At 47.7% G+C, this 21,362-nt stretch carries 16 protein-coding genes; 9 read left to right on the top strand and 7 right to left on the bottom strand.

Going from position 1 to position 21,362, the window contains the following annotated elements; genetic code table 11:
- Positions 1 to 303: 303 nt before the first annotated feature.
- The 3 genes from AC1RR2_RS14155 (at position 304) to AC1RR2_RS14165 (ending at position 4,020) form a co-directional block, all read left to right on the top strand.
- On the top strand, positions 304 to 2,163 hold the full coding sequence (locus tag AC1RR2_RS14155) for a phosphoenolpyruvate carboxykinase (GTP) (protein ID WP_493222905.1): 1,860 nt from the start codon (positions 304 to 306) through the stop codon (positions 2,161 to 2,163).
- Positions 2,164 to 2,350: 187 nt separating this feature from the next.
- Positions 2,351 to 3,298: a LysR family transcriptional regulator gene (locus tag AC1RR2_RS14160; protein WP_493222906.1), complete on the top strand. Its 948-nt coding sequence runs from the start codon at positions 2,351 to 2,353 to the stop codon at positions 3,296 to 3,298.
- Between the two features lie 53 nt (positions 3,299 to 3,351).
- Entirely contained in the window at positions 3,352 to 4,020 is a 669-nt protein-coding gene (locus tag AC1RR2_RS14165) for a riboflavin synthase subunit alpha (protein WP_493222907.1), read from the top strand.
- Here AC1RR2_RS14165 and AC1RR2_RS14170 read toward each other — a convergent pair.
- Together AC1RR2_RS14170 and AC1RR2_RS14175 are read right to left on the bottom strand one after the other, a co-directional pair.
- A complete protein-coding gene (locus AC1RR2_RS14170; protein ID WP_493222908.1) occupies positions 4,017 to 5,249 on the bottom strand; it encodes an MFS transporter in 1,233 nt (410 codons plus the stop codon). The genes AC1RR2_RS14165 and AC1RR2_RS14170 overlap by 4 nt on opposite strands.
- A gap of 130 nt (positions 5,250 to 5,379) precedes the next feature.
- On the bottom strand, positions 5,380 to 6,237 hold the full coding sequence (locus tag AC1RR2_RS14175) for a PhzF family phenazine biosynthesis protein (protein ID WP_493222909.1): 858 nt from the start codon (positions 6,235 to 6,237) through the stop codon (positions 5,380 to 5,382).
- 225 nt (positions 6,238 to 6,462) lie between these two features.
- Between AC1RR2_RS14175 and AC1RR2_RS14180 the strand changes: the two genes are divergently transcribed.
- The 5 genes from AC1RR2_RS14180 (at position 6,463) to AC1RR2_RS14200 (ending at position 9,643) form a co-directional block, all read left to right on the top strand.
- On the top strand, positions 6,463 to 6,957 hold the full coding sequence (locus tag AC1RR2_RS14180) for an FKBP-type peptidyl-prolyl cis-trans isomerase (RefSeq protein WP_493222910.1): 495 nt from the start codon (positions 6,463 to 6,465) through the stop codon (positions 6,955 to 6,957).
- 10 nt (positions 6,958 to 6,967) lie between these two features.
- On the top strand, positions 6,968 to 7,204 hold the full coding sequence (locus AC1RR2_RS14185) for a VF530 family protein (protein ID WP_493222911.1): 237 nt from the start codon (positions 6,968 to 6,970) through the stop codon (positions 7,202 to 7,204).
- 29 nt (positions 7,205 to 7,233) lie between these two features.
- Positions 7,234 to 7,725: an asparaginase domain-containing protein gene (locus AC1RR2_RS14190; protein ID WP_493222912.1), complete on the top strand. Its 492-nt coding sequence runs from the start codon at positions 7,234 to 7,236 to the stop codon at positions 7,723 to 7,725.
- 20 nt (positions 7,726 to 7,745) lie between these two features.
- Positions 7,746 to 8,264: a hypothetical protein gene (locus AC1RR2_RS14195; RefSeq protein WP_493222913.1), complete on the top strand. Its 519-nt coding sequence runs from the start codon at positions 7,746 to 7,748 to the stop codon at positions 8,262 to 8,264.
- A gap of 83 nt (positions 8,265 to 8,347) precedes the next feature.
- The gene (locus AC1RR2_RS14200) at positions 8,348 to 9,643 is read left to right on the top strand and encodes a glycosyltransferase (protein ID WP_493222914.1); all 1,296 of its coding nucleotides are present in this window, start codon (positions 8,348 to 8,350) and stop codon (positions 9,641 to 9,643) included.
- A 36-nt stretch (positions 9,644 to 9,679) separates the two neighbouring features.
- Here the strand turns inward: AC1RR2_RS14200 and AC1RR2_RS14205 are convergent, their stop codons facing one another.
- The gene (locus AC1RR2_RS14205) at positions 9,680 to 12,679 is read right to left on the bottom strand and encodes a bifunctional diguanylate cyclase/phosphodiesterase (RefSeq protein ID WP_493222915.1); all 3,000 of its coding nucleotides are present in this window, start codon (positions 12,677 to 12,679) and stop codon (positions 9,680 to 9,682) included.
- Positions 12,680 to 12,874: 195 nt separating this feature from the next.
- Complete coding sequence (locus AC1RR2_RS14210) at positions 12,875 to 14,428, bottom strand: B12-binding domain-containing radical SAM protein (protein WP_493222940.1); 1,554 nt, start codon at positions 14,426 to 14,428, stop codon at positions 12,875 to 12,877.
- 274 nt (positions 14,429 to 14,702) lie between these two features.
- On the opposite strand from AC1RR2_RS14210, the gene AC1RR2_RS14215 reads away from it, so the two are divergent.
- Complete coding sequence (locus tag AC1RR2_RS14215) at positions 14,703 to 15,029, top strand: hypothetical protein (protein WP_493222916.1); 327 nt, start codon at positions 14,703 to 14,705, stop codon at positions 15,027 to 15,029.
- 200 nt (positions 15,030 to 15,229) lie between these two features.
- Here AC1RR2_RS14215 and AC1RR2_RS14220 read toward each other — a convergent pair whose 3' ends face one another.
- Genes AC1RR2_RS14220 through AC1RR2_RS14230 form a run of 3 tightly spaced genes read right to left on the bottom strand, consistent with a single transcriptional unit; the run spans position 15,230 to position 21,270 of the window.
- On the bottom strand, positions 15,230 to 16,192 hold the full coding sequence (locus AC1RR2_RS14220) for a diguanylate cyclase (RefSeq protein WP_493222917.1): 963 nt from the start codon (positions 16,190 to 16,192) through the stop codon (positions 15,230 to 15,232).
- Positions 16,193 to 16,210: 18 nt separating this feature from the next.
- Positions 16,211 to 21,085, bottom strand: coding sequence for a PAS domain S-box protein (locus AC1RR2_RS14225; RefSeq protein WP_493222918.1), 4,875 nt, complete (start codon positions 21,083 to 21,085; stop codon positions 16,211 to 16,213).
- Positions 21,070 to 21,270: a hypothetical protein gene (locus AC1RR2_RS14230; RefSeq protein ID WP_493222919.1), complete on the bottom strand. Its 201-nt coding sequence runs from the start codon at positions 21,268 to 21,270 to the stop codon at positions 21,070 to 21,072. The genes AC1RR2_RS14225 and AC1RR2_RS14230 overlap by 16 nt, the downstream gene beginning before the upstream one ends.
- Positions 21,271 to 21,362 lie beyond the last annotated feature (92 nt).

Below are 21,362 nucleotides of genomic sequence, written 5' to 3' on the forward strand. Positions count from 1 at the left end.
TTGGCTGGTCGGTGTAGAATACGCTGCACGTAGCTTTTTGAATCTTCCGTTTCGTGCCTCTTCTTCTGACAGACATAGAACGTAAGCTTGGATCTCAGACTCCAAATTTCACCTTGTCTGTGTTCCTGATTCCGACAAAAATTGCCGCTATCGTGCCAGTTGTGCTTGAGCTTGGATTGTTTTTGAATTCGGAAACGAATTTAGCCCACATTAATACCACTTGCTCGCATCACTCGCCTCCCTAGCCATTCTTGCCGTGCCGCTACACCGATTTTTTATTGAAATGGCATTGGAGTTAGTATTATGAATCAACCTTACACACAAGGCGTAGCTGCCGCATCTTATTTACAAGATGTGCCCGCGCACGTAAAGCATCAAAAACTCATCAATTGGGTAGCGGAAATGGCGGCTTTAACTAAGCCAGACCGTATCTATTGGTGTGATGGCACACAAGAAGAGTATGACCGCTTGTGCGCTCAAATGGTCGCCGCTGGCACCATGAAAAAACTCAGCGAAGCAAAACGTCCAAATAGTTATCTGGCATGTTCCGATCCTTCAGACGTAGCGCGCGTTGAGGATCGTACGTATATCTGTTCCGCGAAACAAGAAGATGCTGGTCCCACCAACAACTGGATGGCGCCAGACGAAATGCGCGCCACACTAAATCCTTTGTTTGATGGCTGTATGCGTGGTCGCACCATGTATGTCGTGCCATTTTCTATGGGCCCGCTCGGTTCTCCTATCGCGCACATCGGGGTTGAATTATCGGATTCGCCTTATGTTGCTGTGAATATGCGCATCATGACGCGTATGGGTAAAACCGTTTATGAGGTACTCGGTACCGATGGCGATTTCGTGCCTTGTATGCACACCGTTGGCGCGCCTTTGGCGGCTGGTCAGGCAGATGTGGCTTGGCCATGCAATGCGACCAAATACATCGTGCATTATCCAGAGACGCGTGAAATCTGGTCTTTTGGTTCTGGATACGGTGGTAATGCCTTGCTCGGCAAAAAGTGCTTTGCTCTGCGTATCGCTTCGACCATGGGACGTGACCAAGGTTGGTTGGCCGAGCATATGCTGATTTTGGGCGTCGAGTCACCAGAAGGCAAAAAACATTATGTCGCAGCGGCCTTCCCATCTGCTTGTGGCAAGACCAACTTTGCAATGTTGATCCCCGCGATCAAAGGCTGGAAAGTAACCACCATCGGTGACGATATTGCCTGGATTAAACCGGGTGCTGACGGACGCTTGTATGCGATCAATCCAGAAGCAGGTTATTTCGGTGTGGCGCCGGGTACTAACACCGCGACCAATTCCAATTGTATGTCTTCCTTGACCGCGAATACGATTTTCACCAACGTGGCTTTGACCGATGATGGTGATGTATGGTGGGAAGGCATGAGCAAAGAAGCTCCAGCGCATGTGATCGACTGGCAAGGTAAAGACTGGACTCCAGAAATCGCTAAAGAAACCGGTCGTAAAGCTGCGCATCCTAACGCACGCTTCACCGTGGCGGCTACACAAAATCCTGTACTTGATCCGGCGTGGGATGATCCAGCAGGCGTGCCTATCTCCGCATTCATCTTCGGTGGCCGTCGTTCTACCACGGTGCCTTTGGTGACTGAAGCGCGCAATTGGGTGGAAGGTGTGTACATGGCGGCGACCATGGGATCAGAAACCACGGCGGCGGCTGTTGGACAACAAGGTGTTGTACGTCGTGATCCTTTCGCGATGTTGCCATTCATGGGTTATAACATGAGTGAGTACTTCCAACATTGGCTCAATATGGGCGAGAAAATCACCGCACTCGGTGCTAAACAGCCCAATATTTACTGCGTTAACTGGTTCCGTACCGATGCGAATGGTAAATTCGTTTGGCCTGGCTTTGGCGAAAATATGCGTGTCTTGAAGTGGATGTTGGAGCGTATCGACGGTGCCACGACTGGCCAAGAAAACATTTTTGGTATCAGTCCAAAGTTTGAAGACATCACCTGGGACGGTTTGAATTTCACGGCAGAACAATTCGAAACGATCACCTCCATCGACAAAGATGCTTGGAATGCCGAATTGCTATTGCATACAGAATTGTTCGATAAATTGAAATACCGTTTGCCAGCAGCGCTCGAGGCAACAAAAGCAAGTTTAGCGAGCCGTTTGTCTTAAGCTGTTTCAGTGACCGAAGTTGCCTTTAGTGGCGGCAAGTAATGCTAATGGTGAAAAAAAGCCTTAAGGATTACTGGTAATTTGGCTAAAAGCGCGTACCCCACAAAAATGGAGACGCGCTTTTTTTGTGCATTGCAACTTTTTTGTCTAAATCTGGGATAATCAAGACTTAATAAGGAGCGTGCCCATGAATTTCCTGACCCTGGATCTTAATTTATTGCGCGTATTTGACACCGTCATGGTCGAGCAAAACTTGACTCGGGCGGCTGACAAACTGGCGATGACGCAGCCAGCGGTATCGAATGCGATTAAGCGTTTGCGTTACTCCTTGAATGATGAATTACTGATACGCACCGCCTATGGCGTGAAGCCGACACCGCGCGCTGAGACTTTGTGGCCTTCTATACGTGAGGCACTATCGACTTTGGAAGCGGCCATTGCGCCTACCAGTTTTGATCCATCGAAAGCGATTGCAACTTTCAGGATGGCGATGGCGGATTCGACGGCCGCTTTGTGGATGCCTACTTTAATCACTGCCTTTGAACGCGAAGCGCCGCACATGAATGCGCGTATGGTGCCGTTGACAACGCGTGAGCCACGACCATTGCTAATCCAAGGCGATATCGATATCGCGGTGGGATTTTTCCCCGGCGTGGTAGCTCAATTGTCAGGCGGCCAAGGTGCTGCACGCAGCCCGATTCGCCACGAGCGTTTGTATTCTGGGCATTATGTGTGCGTGATGAGTAAGAATCATCCTCTTGCCACGCAAGAATTGACGCTGGATAGTTACTGCGATGCCAATCATTGTCTGGTCAGTTTTTCCGGACGCGCGCATGGTCTGATTGATGACGAATTATTGAAAATGGGACGTGAACGACGCATCCTATTAACTGTGAATCAATTCTTCACCGGCGGTAAAGTTGTGGCGAATTCTGATTTATTAACGGTCTTACCTTTGCACTTTATCGCCTCTACCGGCATGAGTGATTCCTTGGTGTGGAAAGAGTTACCGTTCGAAACGCCTGAAGTTCACGTAGATATGTTGTGGCATGAACGAGATGCACGCAATCCAGCCCATAAGTGGTTGCGGGATCATTTTGTGAATATGACGCACGAAATGTTTCAAGCGCCTTAATAGTAAGTGACAGCTAAGCGGGTTTTGATAATAAATCGTAAGAGAAAGAAATTATGTTTACAGGTATCGTGCAAGGCGTAGCGAGCATACAGAAAATTGTTGATCAAACCGGATTGCGTACCGTGCAATTGGCCTTCCCCGACGGCTTCGATCACGATCTTGCGATTGGTGCCAGCGTTGCGACTGATGGTGTGTGTCTGACCGTGACCAAGTTGCTGCCCAACGCGGCTGAGTTTGACATCATGCAGCAGACTTTGAATATTACGACTTTGGGCGGGTATGCAGAACTAAGCCAAGTGAACGTAGAACGTGCCGCGAAGGAGGGCGCTGAGATTGGCGGACATCCATTATCCGGGCACGTCGATTTTGTGGCAAAGATCGCGCAGATTCGTCAGATTGAAAACAATTATGTCTTGCGCTTTGCTGTGCCTGAACAATGGATGCGCTACATTTTTGCCAAAGGTTATATCGCGATTAATGGTGCGAGTTTAACGATTGCAGAAGCCAATCGCGACGAACATTGGTTTGAAGTCTGGTTAATTCCAGAGACTTTGCGGATGACGGTTTTTGGGCAAAAGCAAGTCGGCGATGCGGTGAACATAGAAATCGAAAGACAAACTCAAATTGTGGTTGATACTGTGCGAAGTATGTTGCAAGACACTTTGGGCCCCTTGTTGCCAGCCTTAGAAGCACTGTTGGCGCAACAAGGAAAATCGCTCTAGTTTGAAGTGACGACAATTTGTGGTTCCGATTCTGAATTCGACTCCAATTGTTTTTTCCAAACACCAATACGCCACGCAGCCCACGCACTAAGCGCTGCGCCTAACAATAAAATGACGCGGGTGTCGATCAAGGTCAGCACGGCACCAGCCAAAGCCATAATGATATTGGCCAGGCAAAAAGTGGTGGAAATTAAACCCATCACCGCGCCATGTCCGTGATGACCAAATTTTTCTGAGCACCAGCTTGGTAGCACGGCGTTATAAAACGCATTTGGCAAGCCAAATAAAATAATCGCAATCAAACCCAACCAGATATTGCCTATCCCAACAAAGGCAATTGCCAGCGCGGCAAAATAGGCATGAATACGCACCCGTTTTAATGGTTCGATTTTACTAGGACGTCCGGCAAAGATAGAGCTGAACATCATCAAACCGCACAAGCCTGCGGTGACCCAAGCAATGCCTTGCGCATCATAAGCACCGTTTTCGACCAGCCACAGCGGGAAAAATTCATAAAACGCCGTGACACCACAGGTATAACTAAGCTGAATAATAAACAGGGTGCGCATGACGGGGTCGCGCACCAGATTCAGTGAATGTTTGTCACGCGCGACTTGCCACCATGACGTGGTTAAATGTGATTCGGCTTCTTTCGGTAAAGCAATCGCGATCAATGCGGCTGTCAGTAACAGCGCCACGACCGCGGTCCAAAATGGTACCGTGATGCCCCAGATTAAAGTGATACCCGCCAGCAATGGCCCGGCTAACCATCCAGCATAAAACGCGCCATTCAGCCACGCCAAAGCTTGTACTCGCAAATCGCCAGTTAATCTATCCGCCAGCATGGCGCGCGCGACGGAAGAATTACCTTCCAATAAACCGGTCACAAAGCGCGCAAAAATAAATAAGGGATAAGACTGTGCGATTAGCGCCCAGGCCGTAATTGCATGACCCATTGCCGCACCCACCGCGCTACCCAATAAGATAGGACGACGTCCATATCGATCCGACAATGGCCCAAGTAAACCTGAGCCTATAAGTAATCCAAGTGGATTAATACTCAAGGCGATACCAAATAATAATTTCGGCGGTAAACCCAGAAAATGGTTGAGATCATTGCTCGCATCGGCGGCGAATAAGGGCGGCAAAATCGGATAAGGCAGCGATGCGCCTATGGTGGAGAGTATCGCCAATAAACAGGCGGCCGCAATGAGTAATGAGGTTTTCATAACAGAGTTGGGGCGAATCCGGGCAAGTACGGGCAAGCAGAAAATGCCAAGATTGTACCTTGTTGCGCCTATCTGCACTTTGCATGACTGCGAACGCCACGGAGCATCAAGCCGCAGCGGTATGCAGATTTTAAATTTCCAAAACGCCTTTGCTGACCGGCCAAACCTGACCACCCACCAAGACTTCGCCAAGTGAATTGATCATCGTATCCAAGCGACTCGGACGACCGAGGAAGCGTCCCTGATGGAATTGCACGACATCCTGAATTCCTGATAAGCCATGGGTGTAATAATAGGCAGCAGCTGGACCGGCGGCACTGCCAGTGGCGATGTCTTCGACTTTGCCCAGATTGTCCCAAGTACGTATTTCCTTGTGTTCGACATCGAGTACAAACACAAACTTAGCACCGAGTTTCATCAATTCTGATTCCAAATCCTGCCCGCAAATCTTCGTTTTTTCTAAAGCAAGACCATGCACTGGAAGTATTAAGTAATCTAAACCGGTAGCTATCACTTGCGCGGGTAAATCTTGCCTTAAATCTTCGGTTTTTAAATTCATGCTCTGGAGTATGGGCAGAAGTCGTTCTGCTGATATGGGAACATCGATGCGGGGGCGGCCCTGATTCATCTGACAGACAAAATGGTCTTTGTGTTTCCAGCTTTCCACCTGTATGGTGTTGTGCGCTAAGCGAAGCGACCATTGTGCATAGTCATTTGCTGCCGCTTGGATTCTATGCAAGACGGCGGCAGCACCTAGTATGGGATGTCCGGCAAAGGGTAATTCTTCTTCTACCGTGAAGATACGAGCGCGTGCTCCATTGCTGCTGATTTCGGATAAAAAGATAGACTCAAACTGACGCATTTCTTGTGTTAGATTTTGCATCCATGCCTGATTCCAGCCTTCTGTGTTAAGAAAAACACACAGTCCATTACCGCTTAATGGGGCATGGGCAAACACGTCTACATGATAAAAATTTTCGGATTGCATGGTCAGGTTTATCGCTTTATGGATTTCGTTAACTAAGCCTAAGAATCAAGGGGAAATCATAATTGTAGAGGGAAATCGCACTGCGCCTGCGTCAGCTTGCTCTTCGCTGGCTTGAATTCGCCGTAAATTCCCCATGAAATCACAAATTTTTCGATTATCATGCAGCTATCGGCATTAATCTAAATTTTTATTTGAAATCTCTACTTAAACGACTCGGAACGCTTTATGAAATACAGTTTTTTCTTAGGTCTATTTGTCTCAGCCATGGCGTGCGCTCAGTCGCAATCGACCAGCCCTAATTCAGCAAATCAGGCATCGGTGGATGCAAGTGCCGCCAGTGCGCCACAAGCGGCGGCACCAGCACCTTTGCATATTACTAAGCTGGGCATTATTGATACCGTGATCGGTACCGGTGAAGAAGCGACTAACGGTAGTACTGTCGAAGTACATTACACAGGCTGGCTTTACAACCACAAAGCCTTGAATTTGCATGGGGCGAAGTTTGATAGTTCACGTGATGCTGGCGCGCCATTAAGCATACAGCTAGGCATGCGTCAGGTGATACGTGGTTGGGACATGGGTTTGTTAGGGATGAAAGTGGGTGGAAAACGTACCTTATTGATCCCTGCGTATCTGGCCTATAGCACTCAGGGTTCTGGCAATATTCCACCTAATTCACATCTGGTGTTTGATGTTGAATTAGTTTCTGTGAAGAAGTGATAAAGTGATAATGGCGCGTAGTTTAGAAGGCATAACTTTAGAGGCGTTATTGACAGAGTTGGTGGCCGTCTATGGTTGGCAGCGCTTAGGCGAATTAGTACCTGTTCAATGTTTTCTAAACGACCCTAGCATCAAGTCTAGCCTCAAATTCTTGCGCAAGACAGCCTGGGCCAGGACTAAAGTTGAGCAGCTCTATTTGGGTATGGAAACGAGTAGCGAAGTTATGCGTACTGAAATTAAAAAATAAGAAATTTGTAAAACCAAGAAAGACATTGTATGACATTGAGAATTATCGCCACAGGCGGCACTTTTGATAAACATTATGACGAATTGGCGGGCAAACTTACTTTCTCTGAAAGCCAATTGCCGGATGTGTTAAAACGTGCGCGTCTGACAGTGCCGGTTGAATTGGAAGTGCGTAGCAGTTTGATTGATTCACTCGATATGGTGGATAAAGACAGACAAGAGATTTTGCAGTCTTGTAAAGATTCGCAAGAAAAAGCAATTGTGATTATTCATGGCACCGACACTATGCGCGAAACGGCCCAGGTGTTGGGTGCTGCCAATTTGGATAAGACGATCATTTTTACGGGAGCGATGATTCCTTACGAAATCGCCAATTCAGATGCCTTGTTTAATTTGGGATTTGCTTGTGGTGTAGCACAGTTATTGGCACCTGGTGTCTATGTTGCGATGAATGGTCAGGTGTTTTCATGGGATAACGTGCAGAAGGATCGTAGTGCCGGGGTGTTTGTCACAAACGCATAATTTACTGATATAGGTATCGCATGAATCGACTGTCACGCTTCCCTTTGTTCGCTGTCTTAACGGCGCTGCTGCTGAGTCTGCTAGCCTGCGATACACCCATCGTGCCGCGTTTTGATTCTGTCTATTTCTTTCAAGAAGAAGATGTTTTAAAAGCGAAGAAAGTCAATTTCGAAGAGATGTCGATCTACACCCGCAGCCTGCAAACGGCTGTCGCCAAAGTGCTTAAAAAATCGCAAGTGAAACCGGGCAATGGTTACATCGTCGTGGCCGTTCGCTCTGATCAGGAGACCGCAGTCTGGCTGGATATGGAGCCAGCCTTACATGAATACTACGATTACGAAATCGTCGAAGCGATCAAGAAATTGCGTCCGTTTGCGGTCGATAATGGGATCGTGGTGTTTGCAATTAAGATGGCTATAGAAACGCCGAAACACACGGAAAAAGCAGTGCCAGAACCGCAAGCATGGAAAGACGCGAAGAAGAAAGTCGCTGACCCAAATGATGTGGAACAACTGGTTTTATCTATCTGGCCCGAATAGATAGAACAAAAAAAGGAGGCAAAGAGTAAGCAACTGAATACGATTTGCATCCTTTTTCTTATCTCAACAAAGCTCCCTGATTTATGCAAAAAGTCCTGTATTTAGGCTATGTTTGGCCGGAACCGAATTCGTCCGCCGCCGGCAGCCGGACTATGGAATTTTTGCGCCTGTTTCGCCAACAAAATTGGCAAGTCATGTATGCCAGCGCCGCCAGCCTATCTGAGCATAGAGCCGACCTCGCTGCATTCGACATAACAGAAAAAGTGATCGCCATTAATTGCGATAGCTTTGATCAGCTGCTGCAGGCATATCAGCCGGACATGGTGGTGTTTGACCGCTTTTTCACAGAAGAACAATTTGGCTGGCGGGTGGCGCAACATTGCCCGCAGGCCTTGCGTGTGCTCGATACCTGTGATTTGCACAGCTTACGTGAGGCGCGCCACCAACTTCTAAAGCAAGCGATGGCGGTCCACGCGAAAGAGGTAGAACGACATCAAGTGGCGGCGGTCACGGCTGACGCAGTTACGCTGTATGAATGTATGGCGGACAGTGATTTGGCGCAGCGTGAGATTGCGGCGATTTATCGTTGTGATTTGAGTTTGATGATTTCCTCTTTCGAGGTGAATTTATTGCGCCAGTATTTTTCGGTACCAGCGTATTTGCTGTGCGAGACTAATCTGATGTTGGTGCCGGCTGAAACTTCGCAGCTAACTTCTGCGTTCAGCTACGAGCAACGTCGGCATTTTATTAGCATAGGTAATTTTCGTCATGCGCCGAACTGGGATGCTGTGTTGTGGCTGAAGCACGCGATCTGGCCGCGCATTCGTCAACATTTACCGCATGCTGAGCTGCATGTGTATGGCGCTTATCCGCCCCCTAAGGCGATGGCCTTGCATCAGCCGCAACAAGGTTTTCATGTGCGCGGTTGGGCTGAGAATGCGCAGGCGGTCATGGCACAAGCCAGAGTCTGCCTGGCACCTTTGCGTTTTGGTGCAGGCATTAAAGGCAAATTAGCTGATGCGATGGCGGCTGGTACACCGAGTGTGACAACGCAGATAGGCATAGAAGGTATGTGTGGCGATTTGCCTTGGGGTGGCTTACTTGCCGATGAGAGCGAGGCTTTTGCCGAGGCTGCGGTAAGGCTGTATCAAGAGCAAAATTTATGGGCTTTATCGCAGCAACGGGGACAGGCTATTCTGCGACAATTTTTTAGTCGTGACGTGAATACCCCCAGTTTTTTACAAGCCTTATTATTGGCGCGTCAGCAGCAAGCGCAGCGACGATTGCAGAATTTTACCGGGGCGATGTTGCGACACCATTTGCATAAGAGCACGCAGTATATGTCGCAGTGGATTAGTTTAAAAAAACAAAAAATCTAATTGCACGGCCTGAATTTGTGGTTCTTCATTGGTCAATTACTCATCTGCATCGGGCGGTGTCAGTAAGAAATGGTGTTCACTGGCATCACCTTCTAATAAGGCATTTAAACCTTCAATCGGGATCGGTTTAGAATACAAATAGCCTTGGAAGGTCAGGCAATTATGTTCAATCAGGAAGCGGCGTTGTGCCACGGTTTCTACCCCTTCGGCAATCACATCTAAGCCCAGATTTAAACCTAGAGAAATAATCGCACGGACGATAGTCGCATCGCTTTCATCATCGTTCAAATCACGCACAAAAGACTGGTCGATTTTCAATTGATTCAGAGGAAGTTTTTGCAGGTAGGCCAGCGAAGAATAGCCAGTGCCAAAATCATCCATAGAAAAAGCGATACCGAGTTTTTTCAACTGCTGCATTTTCTCCGTAGTCGCATCAACATTATCAAGAATAGTACTTTCGGTTAGTTCGATTTTAAGGCGGCTTGCATTGATATTGTGTAAGCGTACGATTTCGGTGACCGTCTCAACAAAATTCGATTGCTGGAATTGTTTGGCGCTGACGTTGACCGCCAGACTCAGATGCGCCGTCTTAGGATTGCGCGCCCATTTTTTTAATTGATTGCAGGCGGTTTCTAAGACCCAGGTGCCGATCGGAACTATCAAACCGGTCTGTTCGGCGATAGGAATGAACTCTAGCGGCGAAATGAAGCCGCGGTCGGGATGTATCCAGCGTAACAAGGCCTCGGCTCCCACCACTTGGCCTTCTGCATCAACCTGAATTTGATAATACAACTGGAATTGTTCTAATGCTAAAGCCACCCGCAGATTCGACTCCAGCATCATTTTGACAACTAATACCGCTTGCATAGCCGGATCAAAAAACCGTACCGCATTGCGTCCTGAGGTTTTCGCTTCGTACATTGCAGTGTCTGCACGTTTGAATAAATCTTTGACCGTGATATCGCCACCTTGAAACAAGCATACGCCTATGCTGCCAGCCCCGTGGTGTATGAAATCCGTAATCTGGTAGGGTTCATTTAACAATAAGCGTATTTTCTCCGCGATGCGATCAGCCTGTAGTGCGGCCTCGTCTCGTTCAGCACTCAAGGCCTGTAGTACCACCACAAATTCATCACCGCCCAGACGCGCTACGGTATCGCTCTCACGAACACAAGTTTGCAAGCGCTGCGCGGCTTCAATCAGCAATAAATCGCCAGCATCGTGACCGCGCGTGTCGTTCAGTGTTTTGAAGTTATCCAGATCGATGAACAGAATGGCACTGTGCGCCTCATCCCTTTGATTCATGGCGATCAGATGCTGCAATCTATCCATCAGCAAACGGCGATTCGGTAAATGGGTCAGTGGGTCATAAAAGGCTAAATTCAGGATTTCATCTTCGTAGCCTTTGTGACGACTGATGTCAGTGAAAGATCCTATGTAGTTACTGATATGCCCGCTCTCATTGACAATCGCAGTTAAGGTTATGAGCTGCGGATAGACTTCTTGATTTTTTTTCTCAGACCACAATTCGCCTTGCCAAAAGCGATGTTGATCAAGTGCTTGATAAATGCCAGCAAAGAAGTCAGCATCTTGTTGTTGGCTGATATGACGTGGTAAGGGTTTGCCTATTAATTCCTCTGAAGAAAAGCCAGTGATGCGGGAATAAGCCTGATTGATACGTAAAACATTCCATTGATTATCCGCGACAAAAATACCTTCTTGAGATTCGAAGGTAATCGCAGCGACGCGTAAATCTTGTTCCGCGCTTTTTCTATCAGTGATGTCGCTAACGAAGCAATGCCATAAGGTACTGCCTTCGGGTTCTAACTCGGGTAAGGCATCGAGATACAGCCAGCGCACCGTGCCATTGAGTTTATGGTAGCGAAATTCCATTTGGTAAGGAATTAAGTGTTCGGTCGCGTATTCATGTTTTTGTAAAAAACGCTTTTTATCCGCGGTATCGATACGTTTCACCATCGGTGAAGCATTGTGGCGTATGTCTTTGGCCTTCATTTCAAACATCGATTCTATCGCGTCACTGACATACAGCACGCTGGTGCTGCGGTCAGGTTGAATCCGGTATTGCATAATTAAACCGGGCAAGCGCGAGGCAACTTTACTAATCCGTTCAAAGGCATCGCGTAATTCATTGGTTGCAGCAAGCCGTTCTGCTTGTAACGCAGTGATCAATAAAGCGGTGATGGAGAGCGTCGCCATATAGAGCCATAGCACGATAGAGCTTTCGGATGGCTCCAGCGACTTGAATGGGCCTATGCCTTGGTAGGTCGCAATTACTGCGATCGTCGATGAGGCCAGTACGGTCACGGAAGTAAATAATTGTCCCAGTCGTAAAGCTGCCCAGATCATCACGGCCATGGCGACAAAGGTCAGATGTAGCAGGCTTTGTTTAGAGAAAAAAATCAACCAATGTGCAGCAATAAAAAGTCCAATAAAGGCGAGATTTTCCTGTACGGTTTGTTTCAGCTTTTTACCTGGTTGGGTCAGTGCCAGCAAAAATGGAGCCGCTAAAAACAGGCCAACTGTGTCCCCAGCCCACCAACTAAGCCAGGCAAATAACGGGCTGGGAATGATGCCTGCCTGCCACAGACTCAAGCTGCCCATGGTGGCAGAAATACACATGCCCACCGCACTCGCCAGACAGAAACGTATCACATCTTCGCGGTGCAAAAAACTCATAGAGAAATTCTTGTTGCGTAAATAGATTGCGACGCAGAGTGGCGCTGAAGTATTACCAATGCCGATTAAGAATGAAGTAAAAACCGGCGCGCCGGTAGATACGTTGAGTAAGACCGATGCCAAAAAAATAGCAGGCGCCATACCCAAACCTGCTCTGACTAATGCCGCCAGTGCTATCCCAGTGGGTAGCCAGATTAAGGTGACATTGGGTGGGATGAAGGGATAACTTAGCCCTAGCTTGCCCGCCACAAAATAGGCGACAAATGTCAATAGCAGGCGCATAGCGAGACGCCGGCGGCTGGGATTGTCATAAAAGAGAAAGCTGCGAGACTCTGACATACTCAACAATAATTCCACACAAAGCAATTCTTCTATTATGCGCGAAACCATCTTGAAAAACATTCTCTGTGGCAAATTTCACAGGGAAATGCGCACAATTTTGCCTAAGCTCAATTATTTTAATGCTATGAGTTTGTCTTCAGTTGGTCGCCTGCTTGTGGATGTCGTCTCTTGCCCAGCACGACTTGAAGCGATTCAACTGAGTAAATGCCGTACTTGGCGTTTAGGAGCCTTGCTGGTCTGGGGGGAAATGTTGCCTGGTTTATTGTCGAGTGCAGCATGCACTTGTGCCAATACTTCCGGGCTTTGCTTGTGCTTCGCATCGCCAGCGTAGTCTTTACCTATCATGGTCTGCGCCGCCTGCAAATCCATGCCACGCTCTTGGCATAACCATTTGGTGACCAAATTGGCCAATCGATCCAGAGCGATTTTATGGGTGGCATCGGTTTGTGCATATATCCAGTCCGATAAATCCATAAAGTTTTCAAATGCTCGGGTACCGAGTATCACAGGCAAGGTATGCGTGAAGCGCCCCGAGTTGGCGATCAAGTCCCAGTAGCGGGCAAAACGTATCAACCTCTGCATCGCGGCAAATGGAACATCTTTATTCGCCAAAATAGTGTAGGGCGGATAAGGATCAAAACGCATGCCAAAATCTTCGGTGTGACGAATAATAGGCGTGCCACGCAAACGTTTTAAGATGCCAAATTGAATCTCATGCGGCCCTAAGGCGTGCAATTGATTAAAGCCTTGCGCAAAACTATCCACGGTCTCGCCAGGTAAGCCCGCGATCAGATCGACGTGCAAATGCGCCTGTGAATGTTGCATCAGCCAGAGAATGTTTTCAGCTGCTTTGACATTATTTTGTTTGCGGCTGATACGTGCTTGGACTTCAGGGTTAAAACTCTGTATGCCAATTTCAAATTGTAGCGTTCCGGCGGGGAATTTTTGTATGCCTTCTTTCAACGCATCAGGTAAATGATCGGGCACTACCTCAAAATGGGCGAACACCGGATCGTCTGGATTCGCTGCCAGTTTGTCGAGGAAGAATTGCATAATCTTCAGACTGGTTTTGATGTTCAAATTAAAGGTACGATCAACGAATTTAAATAGCCGCGCGCCGCGCGCATGCAGGTCTTCCATTTCTTCCAGAAAACGATCTATGTCAAAAGGCCAGGCGGTTTTATCTAAAGCGGATAAACAAAATTCACATTTGAACGGGCAGCCACGTGAGGCTTCCACATACAAAGTACGATGCTTAATGTCTTGATCGCTATAGTATTCGTAAGGCAGGCGCAGTTCATCCAAGTTGGCTTGTACACCGGCATGAATTTTCATCAGTGGTTTGGGACCATACAATATCTGCTGGCACAAAGCGGGAAAACTGACATCGCCCCACCCCGTGATGACATAGTCTGCCATGCCGACAATCGCTTGTTCTTGGGATTCGTAAGACACTTCGGGACCACCCAAGACGATGATAATTTCCGGTGCAACGCGTTTGATCAGCGCCACTAAGCGCGAGGTTTCTTCCACATTCCAGATATACACGCCAAAACCTATGATGAGTTTTTCATCGCTAGCTTGCCAAGACAATAAGCGCTCTAACAAGTCAGTGGTTTTGGCACCGATTACAAATTCCTGCAAATGGGTTTGCTCCTGCAATGCCCCCATATTGGCGTAAAGATAACGCAATCCTAAGGATGCATGGGCATAGCGGGCATTCAGGGTGGACAGCAGGATGGTCATAGCAACAAGAGCAGCGGGCGGGAAAGCCTCTATTGTACGCTGGACTGTCTGGTTCATGCCAAAAGGGCTGATGAAGCGTGGGATGTTACAGAAGCAATTAACTTTCGCAATCTGATTTTGTAGCTTTGTCCCTGCCTTTTTGCATTTCGTCGCAAGCCGCTCGCACTGCCAAAAGCAAATCTCTATAGTTCAACCATCGACAAACGTCGACGAGTTCAAAAAACACAGAACTGAATTCAACTGAACTTAATTTAACTTAACTAGGAAGAACAAAATGAAAACCTCTCTCTCTACAAAAACTTTTCTTGTAATCGCTTCTTTAGCTGCAGTCATCAGTGCAGCAACCGCGTTTCAAGGTAAGGCTGCTAATCAGCAAAATGCAGGCAATAAAGTGGCGGCACAAAAAATGCAAAAAGTGGTCGTCAGCGCAAAACGTATGAGTGCCGAAGAAAAATTATCGTTTGACTTGCAAAACAGCGCCATGCAAACCGTCGTGATCAGTGCCAAACGTTTGACAGAAGAACAGAAATTAGCCATCGATGCACAAGAGCGCGCTCAGCAAACTGGTTCAGCAAAAGCGATGCGCGCTACTAAAGGCTAATCGTATGAAACAATTATTTAATCCAAGTGTGAAGTAGGGCGCAAATTCATCCACGAATGTGATTGCCAGTGTGGTGGCAAACTACTTCACCCCTTGTTCGCTTATAAATCAAAGTCTTTTTTTGCACTAAGCTATTGAGAAGTTTTTGATTTGTATTCGAATAAAGCAAAAAAATCTGAAATCAAAAATGGATCAGATTATTAAGCCTCTAATTCAGCACCATAGATGCGGTGGCGCCCCTGCTCTTTGGCTTTGTACAGTTGGGTGTCGGCCAAGCTAATCAGCGTCATTGCGCTGCCATGAATATTGGCAGGTTTGCAGCCTACGCCGAGACTGACCGTGACATACGGGGCAACCGATGACTCCGCATGTTCAATTTGCAGACCTTTGATCTCATGTCGTATCGCTTCTGCTAACAGCATCGCACCGTTATAGTCGGTATCTGGTAACAGGCAAACAAATTCTTCCCCACCATAACGTGCAACGTGATCGCCTGCACGCATCAAACTATTTTTTAAAGTGCTGGCGACACGCCGCAAACAATCATCACCGGCCTGGTGTCCGTAGTGATCGTTATAACGTTTGAAAAAATCTACGTCCAGCATGACCAGACTCAGTGCGGTCTGATTGCGAATGGCGCGACCCATCTCAGCATTGACACGCTCATCGAAGAAACGCCGGTTATGCACGCCGGTCAAGCCATCCAGATAGGCCCAGCTGCGTAGTAAGTCAGATTGTGCTTTCAGCATCAGATGGGTCTTGACCCTGGCCTTAACGATGCGGGGATTGATAGGCTTAGAAATAAAATCGACTGCACCGCAGTCAAAGCCCATTTCTTCTGCAGATTCATCAGTTTGTGCGGTAATAAAAATCACCGGAATGTCACGCGTGACGGCATCATCTTTCAGACGCTGACAGACTTGATAACCATCAATATCAGGCATGATCAAATCGAGTAATACCAGATCAGGTTGGCGCGCAGCACAGAGTGCCAAAGCTTGCGCGCCACTGGTTGCCATGAACACTTGATAATCGTTAGATAAAATCTGATACAAAATTTGAATATTGGCTGGTTGATCATCAACCACTAAAAGGCGCGGCCTGGTCTGCGCAGGGAACAGTGCATCATGGGTCGCAGCAGATGAAATGATATGGTTAGCCATTTGTGTTTCGCTTTTGAATCACTTTTGAGTCACATCGTCTAATAAAGCCATGCATAGTTCCTGCGCCAGCATAAAGTCCAGTGCGCTGATCGCCGTTGCCAGAGGTACTAGCTTATCATGTAAATCCGCGCCGAAACGATTTTGTAACTGTATGATAGATTCGGTTGCTGCCATATCGGCATTCTCTAGCTGCTCAGCTAAATTGAGCAGGCTACGGCGAAATAAAACAGGATCAAATAGTTGCGTGGCATCGGGCTCTGGCGGTGCGGGTTCAGAAGCTAAATGCGGGACCAAGGCGGACAAATTTTGCGCCAGTGATTCAAAAATTTGACAGGCATCGCTGATCAATTGCTCAAATGCTGATGGCATTAAATCGCCATTCATAGACTTCTCTATCGCTGCTAAAGCAGCCGCATGAGAATTCGCCCCCAAAGTTGCGGTCAAGCCTTTGATGGTATGTAGTTGGCGTAACACGGCCTTGTTATCGACGGCCGCCGCATCGCGCAATTGTTGAGGTGCGGCTTGCAGATCGTTCAGGAACATGGTGAGCATACGCAAGTAAAGCGCCTGTTTTCCTCCCAAGCGATTGAGCGCGGGCACGATATCGATGTCCAAAGATGAAGCCATCTCGATCAGGCTGTCATCCGGTGGATTCGATTGATCGACATGATGCTCAAGGAAAGCGGTTGATTGTTTCGTGTATCGAAGTATTACCTGAACCAGATTGTGCAAATCAAATGGTTTTCCTATGTGATCATTTAAGCCCGCTGCCAGGCACGCCGCTTTATCTGTGGCCATCACATTGGCCGACATAGCGATTATCGGTAATTGTTTACGACCAAGTTCATTACGTATTTTTTTGGTCGCGGTGTATCCATCCATGACTGGCATCTGCAAATCCATCAGCACAATATCAAATGGAATTCTTTCGGTGGAAATGAACTCAATCGCTTCCAATCCATGATTGGCTATCTGCACACGAGCCCCTTCGGCTTGCAATAACTCACACGCCACTTGCTGATTATTGATATTGTCCTCGACCAGTAAGATGCGCAGATTATGTAGGCTGCTGAGGCTCGGCGGTGCGGATTTTTTTTCATCGGATTGAACTACTGGCGTTGCGGCAATTTTGTTGCTCAGGTTCGCTAACAGTTTTTGCTTGGTCAAGGGCTTATTCAGTACAGCGTCAAATAATAATTGTTCTTTGGGCGCGACTTTTTGTAGCAGGTCGCGCTCATTTTCACGCATCAACAGGAATAAGGATTGACCAGTCTGGTCGGCCAGGCCGCGCATGGTCCAAATATAGCCCCAACCGTCGACTTCGACGATGTCCCAGTCGATCAAGATGGCCTGATGCACTACTTTACTGGTTTGCATCGTTAATAAGGCCGCCATACTACTGTCGACAAATTCGGCATCGAAGTTGAGCTCTCTACAGGCCACTTTAATGTTTTCTCGTACGAAAATATTCGCCTCGACAATTAACAGGCGCGCCGACAATTGATCGGGAAGCGCTTGTTCAGTGTTCAACGCTAATGAAGAAGCGACTGGCAACTGGACATCAAAATAGAAACATGCCCCCTTGCCCAATTCGCTCTCTAAGGCTAGCGAGCCGCCCATCATAGAGACCAGCCCCTGACTGATGGCTATGCCTAAACCTGAGCCGCCAAAGCGGCGCGTGGTGGAGGTCTCTGCTTGAGTAAATCCCGTAAAAATTTTCTCGTGGTTTTCAGGTGCAATGCCTATTCCCGTATCTTTCACTGAGAAATGCAGATCCACTGTTTGCGCGTCTTGGCGCACCGCTGAAATAGCGATAATCACTTGTCCTTGTTCGGTAAACTTCACCGCATTACTACCGAGATTGGTCAGGATTTGGCGCAATCGCAAGGCATCTCCTACCAGATATTTGGGAATATTTCTGTCTATATCAAACAGAATATCGACAGGCTTACTACCCACTGTGATCGCTAACAAATCCGATAATTCGCCGAGTAGTTGATCGAGCTGGAAAGGGTGAGGATCCAGGCTCATTTTGCCGGCTTCGACTTTGGAAATATCTAAGATGTCGTTGAGCAAATTGAGTAGCGAGCGAGCCGCACCCTCAGTTTTGGCTGCGTAGTCATTTTGTTGCGGCGATAGCGGGGTTTTTCTGAGCAAACTTAACATGCCCAAAATGGCGTTCATAGGCGTGCGGATTTCATGGCTCATATTGGCTAAAAATGCGGATTTCGCCTGATTCGCATCATCTGCCGCTTGCTTGGCTTTACGCAATGCTTCCTCGGCATGGTATTGCAGCGTGATATCGCGATTAATCCCCGTGACCAGAATATGATCGCCATCACGCTCTACCCCACCTGCGGCCTGGATATATCGTATCCCGTGGGTCTTACTTAATATCCGGAAAATCGGCGCGTAGGGTGCGTTGCTTTCTACCGTGGCACGTAGTCTTGCTTCGGTATCGGCAATATCATCTGGGTGCACTTTAGATCGCCAGAAATCATAAGTTATTGGACCAGTCCTAAATTCTGCAGGAACTTCATAGATTTCGTACATACGCTCATTGAAAATAATTTCATTCGTACTGACATCCCAGCTCCATATTCCCAATTCGGCCACCTCGGCTGCTTTGGTGAGCTGATCTCTGACAGTGAGTAGTAATTTGGTGCTGTGCTGTAATTCGGTCTCGGCCTTTTTTCGCTCCGTAATATCCATTTGCGTACCAGATACCCATTCTGGTTTACCGGTCGAAGTGAAAGAGGATACTCGCCCCCGGGTTAGCACCCATATCCAGTTACCATTTTTATGGAGTAGCCTGGTTTCGCACTCGTAATACGGCAGATCATGGTCGAAGTGACGCAGCATCAACACTTTGGCTTTTGCCAGATCTTCCGGATGGGTCAGTGCATTCCAGGTTTCCACGGTAATTGGTGTAAGTTCATTGAGCTCATAGCCAATCTGATCTGCCCACCGTTCGTTTAAGCGCATTTCACCTGTTTCTACATTCCATTCCCAGGTGCCGACGTTGGTACCTTCAATAATATGCGCCAGGGCGCTGCGCTGACTGGCCAGCCGGCTAGCCGCTTTTTTGCTGGCGGTGATATCGGTGCGGATGGAAATGTATTTTTCTATCTCCCCCTGTGCGTTTTTGAATGGCGCGATGAAGGTATCAACCCAATACAAAGAACCGTTCTTAGCGCGATTACAGACCTCGCCACGCCACGGTGTACCAGTGGAAATAGTGCGCCACATGGTCGACAAGAAATCGGGCGATTGTATGCCCGTGGCAACGATACGATGATTGCCTTCTAAAATTTCTTCCTTGCTATAACCACTAATGCGGCAATAGGCCTGATTCACCTCGATGATACGTCCGACCTTGTCTGCAATCGAGACAATGGCATGCATGTTCAAGGTGCTGAGCAGCGCATCGCTATCGCGTAGCGCTGCCTGTAATTGTTGTGCTGCTTTTTTTTCTTCTGTGATATCGGTGCGGATAGCGATGTATTTTTCTATGATGCCCTGATTATTTTTAAACGGGGCAACAAAGGTGTTGACCCAAAATAGCGAACCATCTTTCGCCTGATTACACACATCGCCGCGCCAAGGGGTGCCGTTAGAAATGCTATGCCACATATCAGTCCAGAATTGACTGGATTGTTCGCGCGAGCGTATCAGTCTGTGGGTTTGCCCTATCAATTCATGACGTTGGTAGCCGGAGATGCGGCAGAACGCTTCATTCACGTCGATAATACAACCCGCCGCATCGGTCACAGAAACGATAGCGTGCATATTCAAGGTGCTGAGCAGAGCCTCGTTGTCTCGCAAGGCGATATCGAGCTTTTGTTGGGTCTGGTCACCCCAGGTCAGCTCTATTCGTAGCAAGGCCGCGAGGAGGCTGCATATGATGCTGGCGGCGATGAAAAAGAGAATAGGAATGGTGCGATTCATTCCTGCTTCAAATTGAGCCGTACTGCGTATATTTAGTTTGAACCCGTGTCTATGTAATTCAATTTCACGTTGACTCTCAAACATCGCAATATGCTCGTCTGCCGCGGGCGCATCACTTTTAAATGCCTTGTATCCAACAATATTGCCATCCGGATCAGGCAAAATATTTTGCAGTTCAAATTGCAGATTGCCGTTTTCTACATCGCGCATTTTTGCCAATAGATCGGGTAATACGACCGGCGCATAAACCAGTCCAAAAATGGCCGCCTGACGCGCTGCTGGGCTATCGCTTGCGAGCTCTTTTTTGAACACCGGCACAAACAGTAGAATACTGGCTCTTTTTTCTGTTTTTGGTGGCGCGTAGATTAAGGGACTAATCGAAGGCAGACCTGAATTGACTGCCTCTTCAATGGCCAATCGGCGCCTTGCGTCAGAGCTGAAGTCGGTACCCGGAACAAAATGGCTGTTAAATGGGGAAACAAAATACTTCGCGATATAACGCGATGCATTGCGTGGCCCCTGAAATTCTTGCAGACTGAACTGCGCGCCCAGTTCGATTTTCTGCTGTTCTATGTAGCCAGCCAGATCTTCCTGCGAAACTTTTTCTATGAAGCCAAAGCCGCGTACACCAGGAAACTCCAGTGGCAAGTTACGGGTTCGGATAGCCGATTCAAATTGGGCAGCACTGAGGTTTTGTCTGATCCCAAACAAACTTTTCGCGCCATTTAATCCAAAAATAGGATTGCTGAATCGTTGTTGAATTTCCGCCGTAATGCGATCTGCCTTATTTTGGAATTCTGTTTCTAGCTTATTCTTAAGCGTATTATTGAGCCACCAAGTGCCGGCCGCAGTGATACACATACCCAGAATGAAAATGGCGGTGGGTAGTGATTGTGGAAAGAGCCACTGTCTGTTGCGCCAAAAATTTTTCACAAAGCCATCCATGAAGTCTGCTGCAATTGATGCCCACTTTGCCCATACTGTCCTGATTGGCTCATACCAGTGGTCAACCAATTCGTAAATTGGCGAGCCTTGGCGGCGTGGCGTAAATGGCAATTCAGCCTCAAGCTACTGGCGTAAAGTAATGAGCTGCTGCCTACTGAAATCGATTCAAGACGTCCTAGTATCATGGTGTTTTTACATTGCCGTCAATTAAATATTTCTTTGGGGAAGCGTCGATTTGCGCCAAAATGCAACATATATAGGGAATAATTTACAAATT

It is taken from the genome of Undibacterium sp. GW821-FHT11H02, from assembly GCF_058808015.1.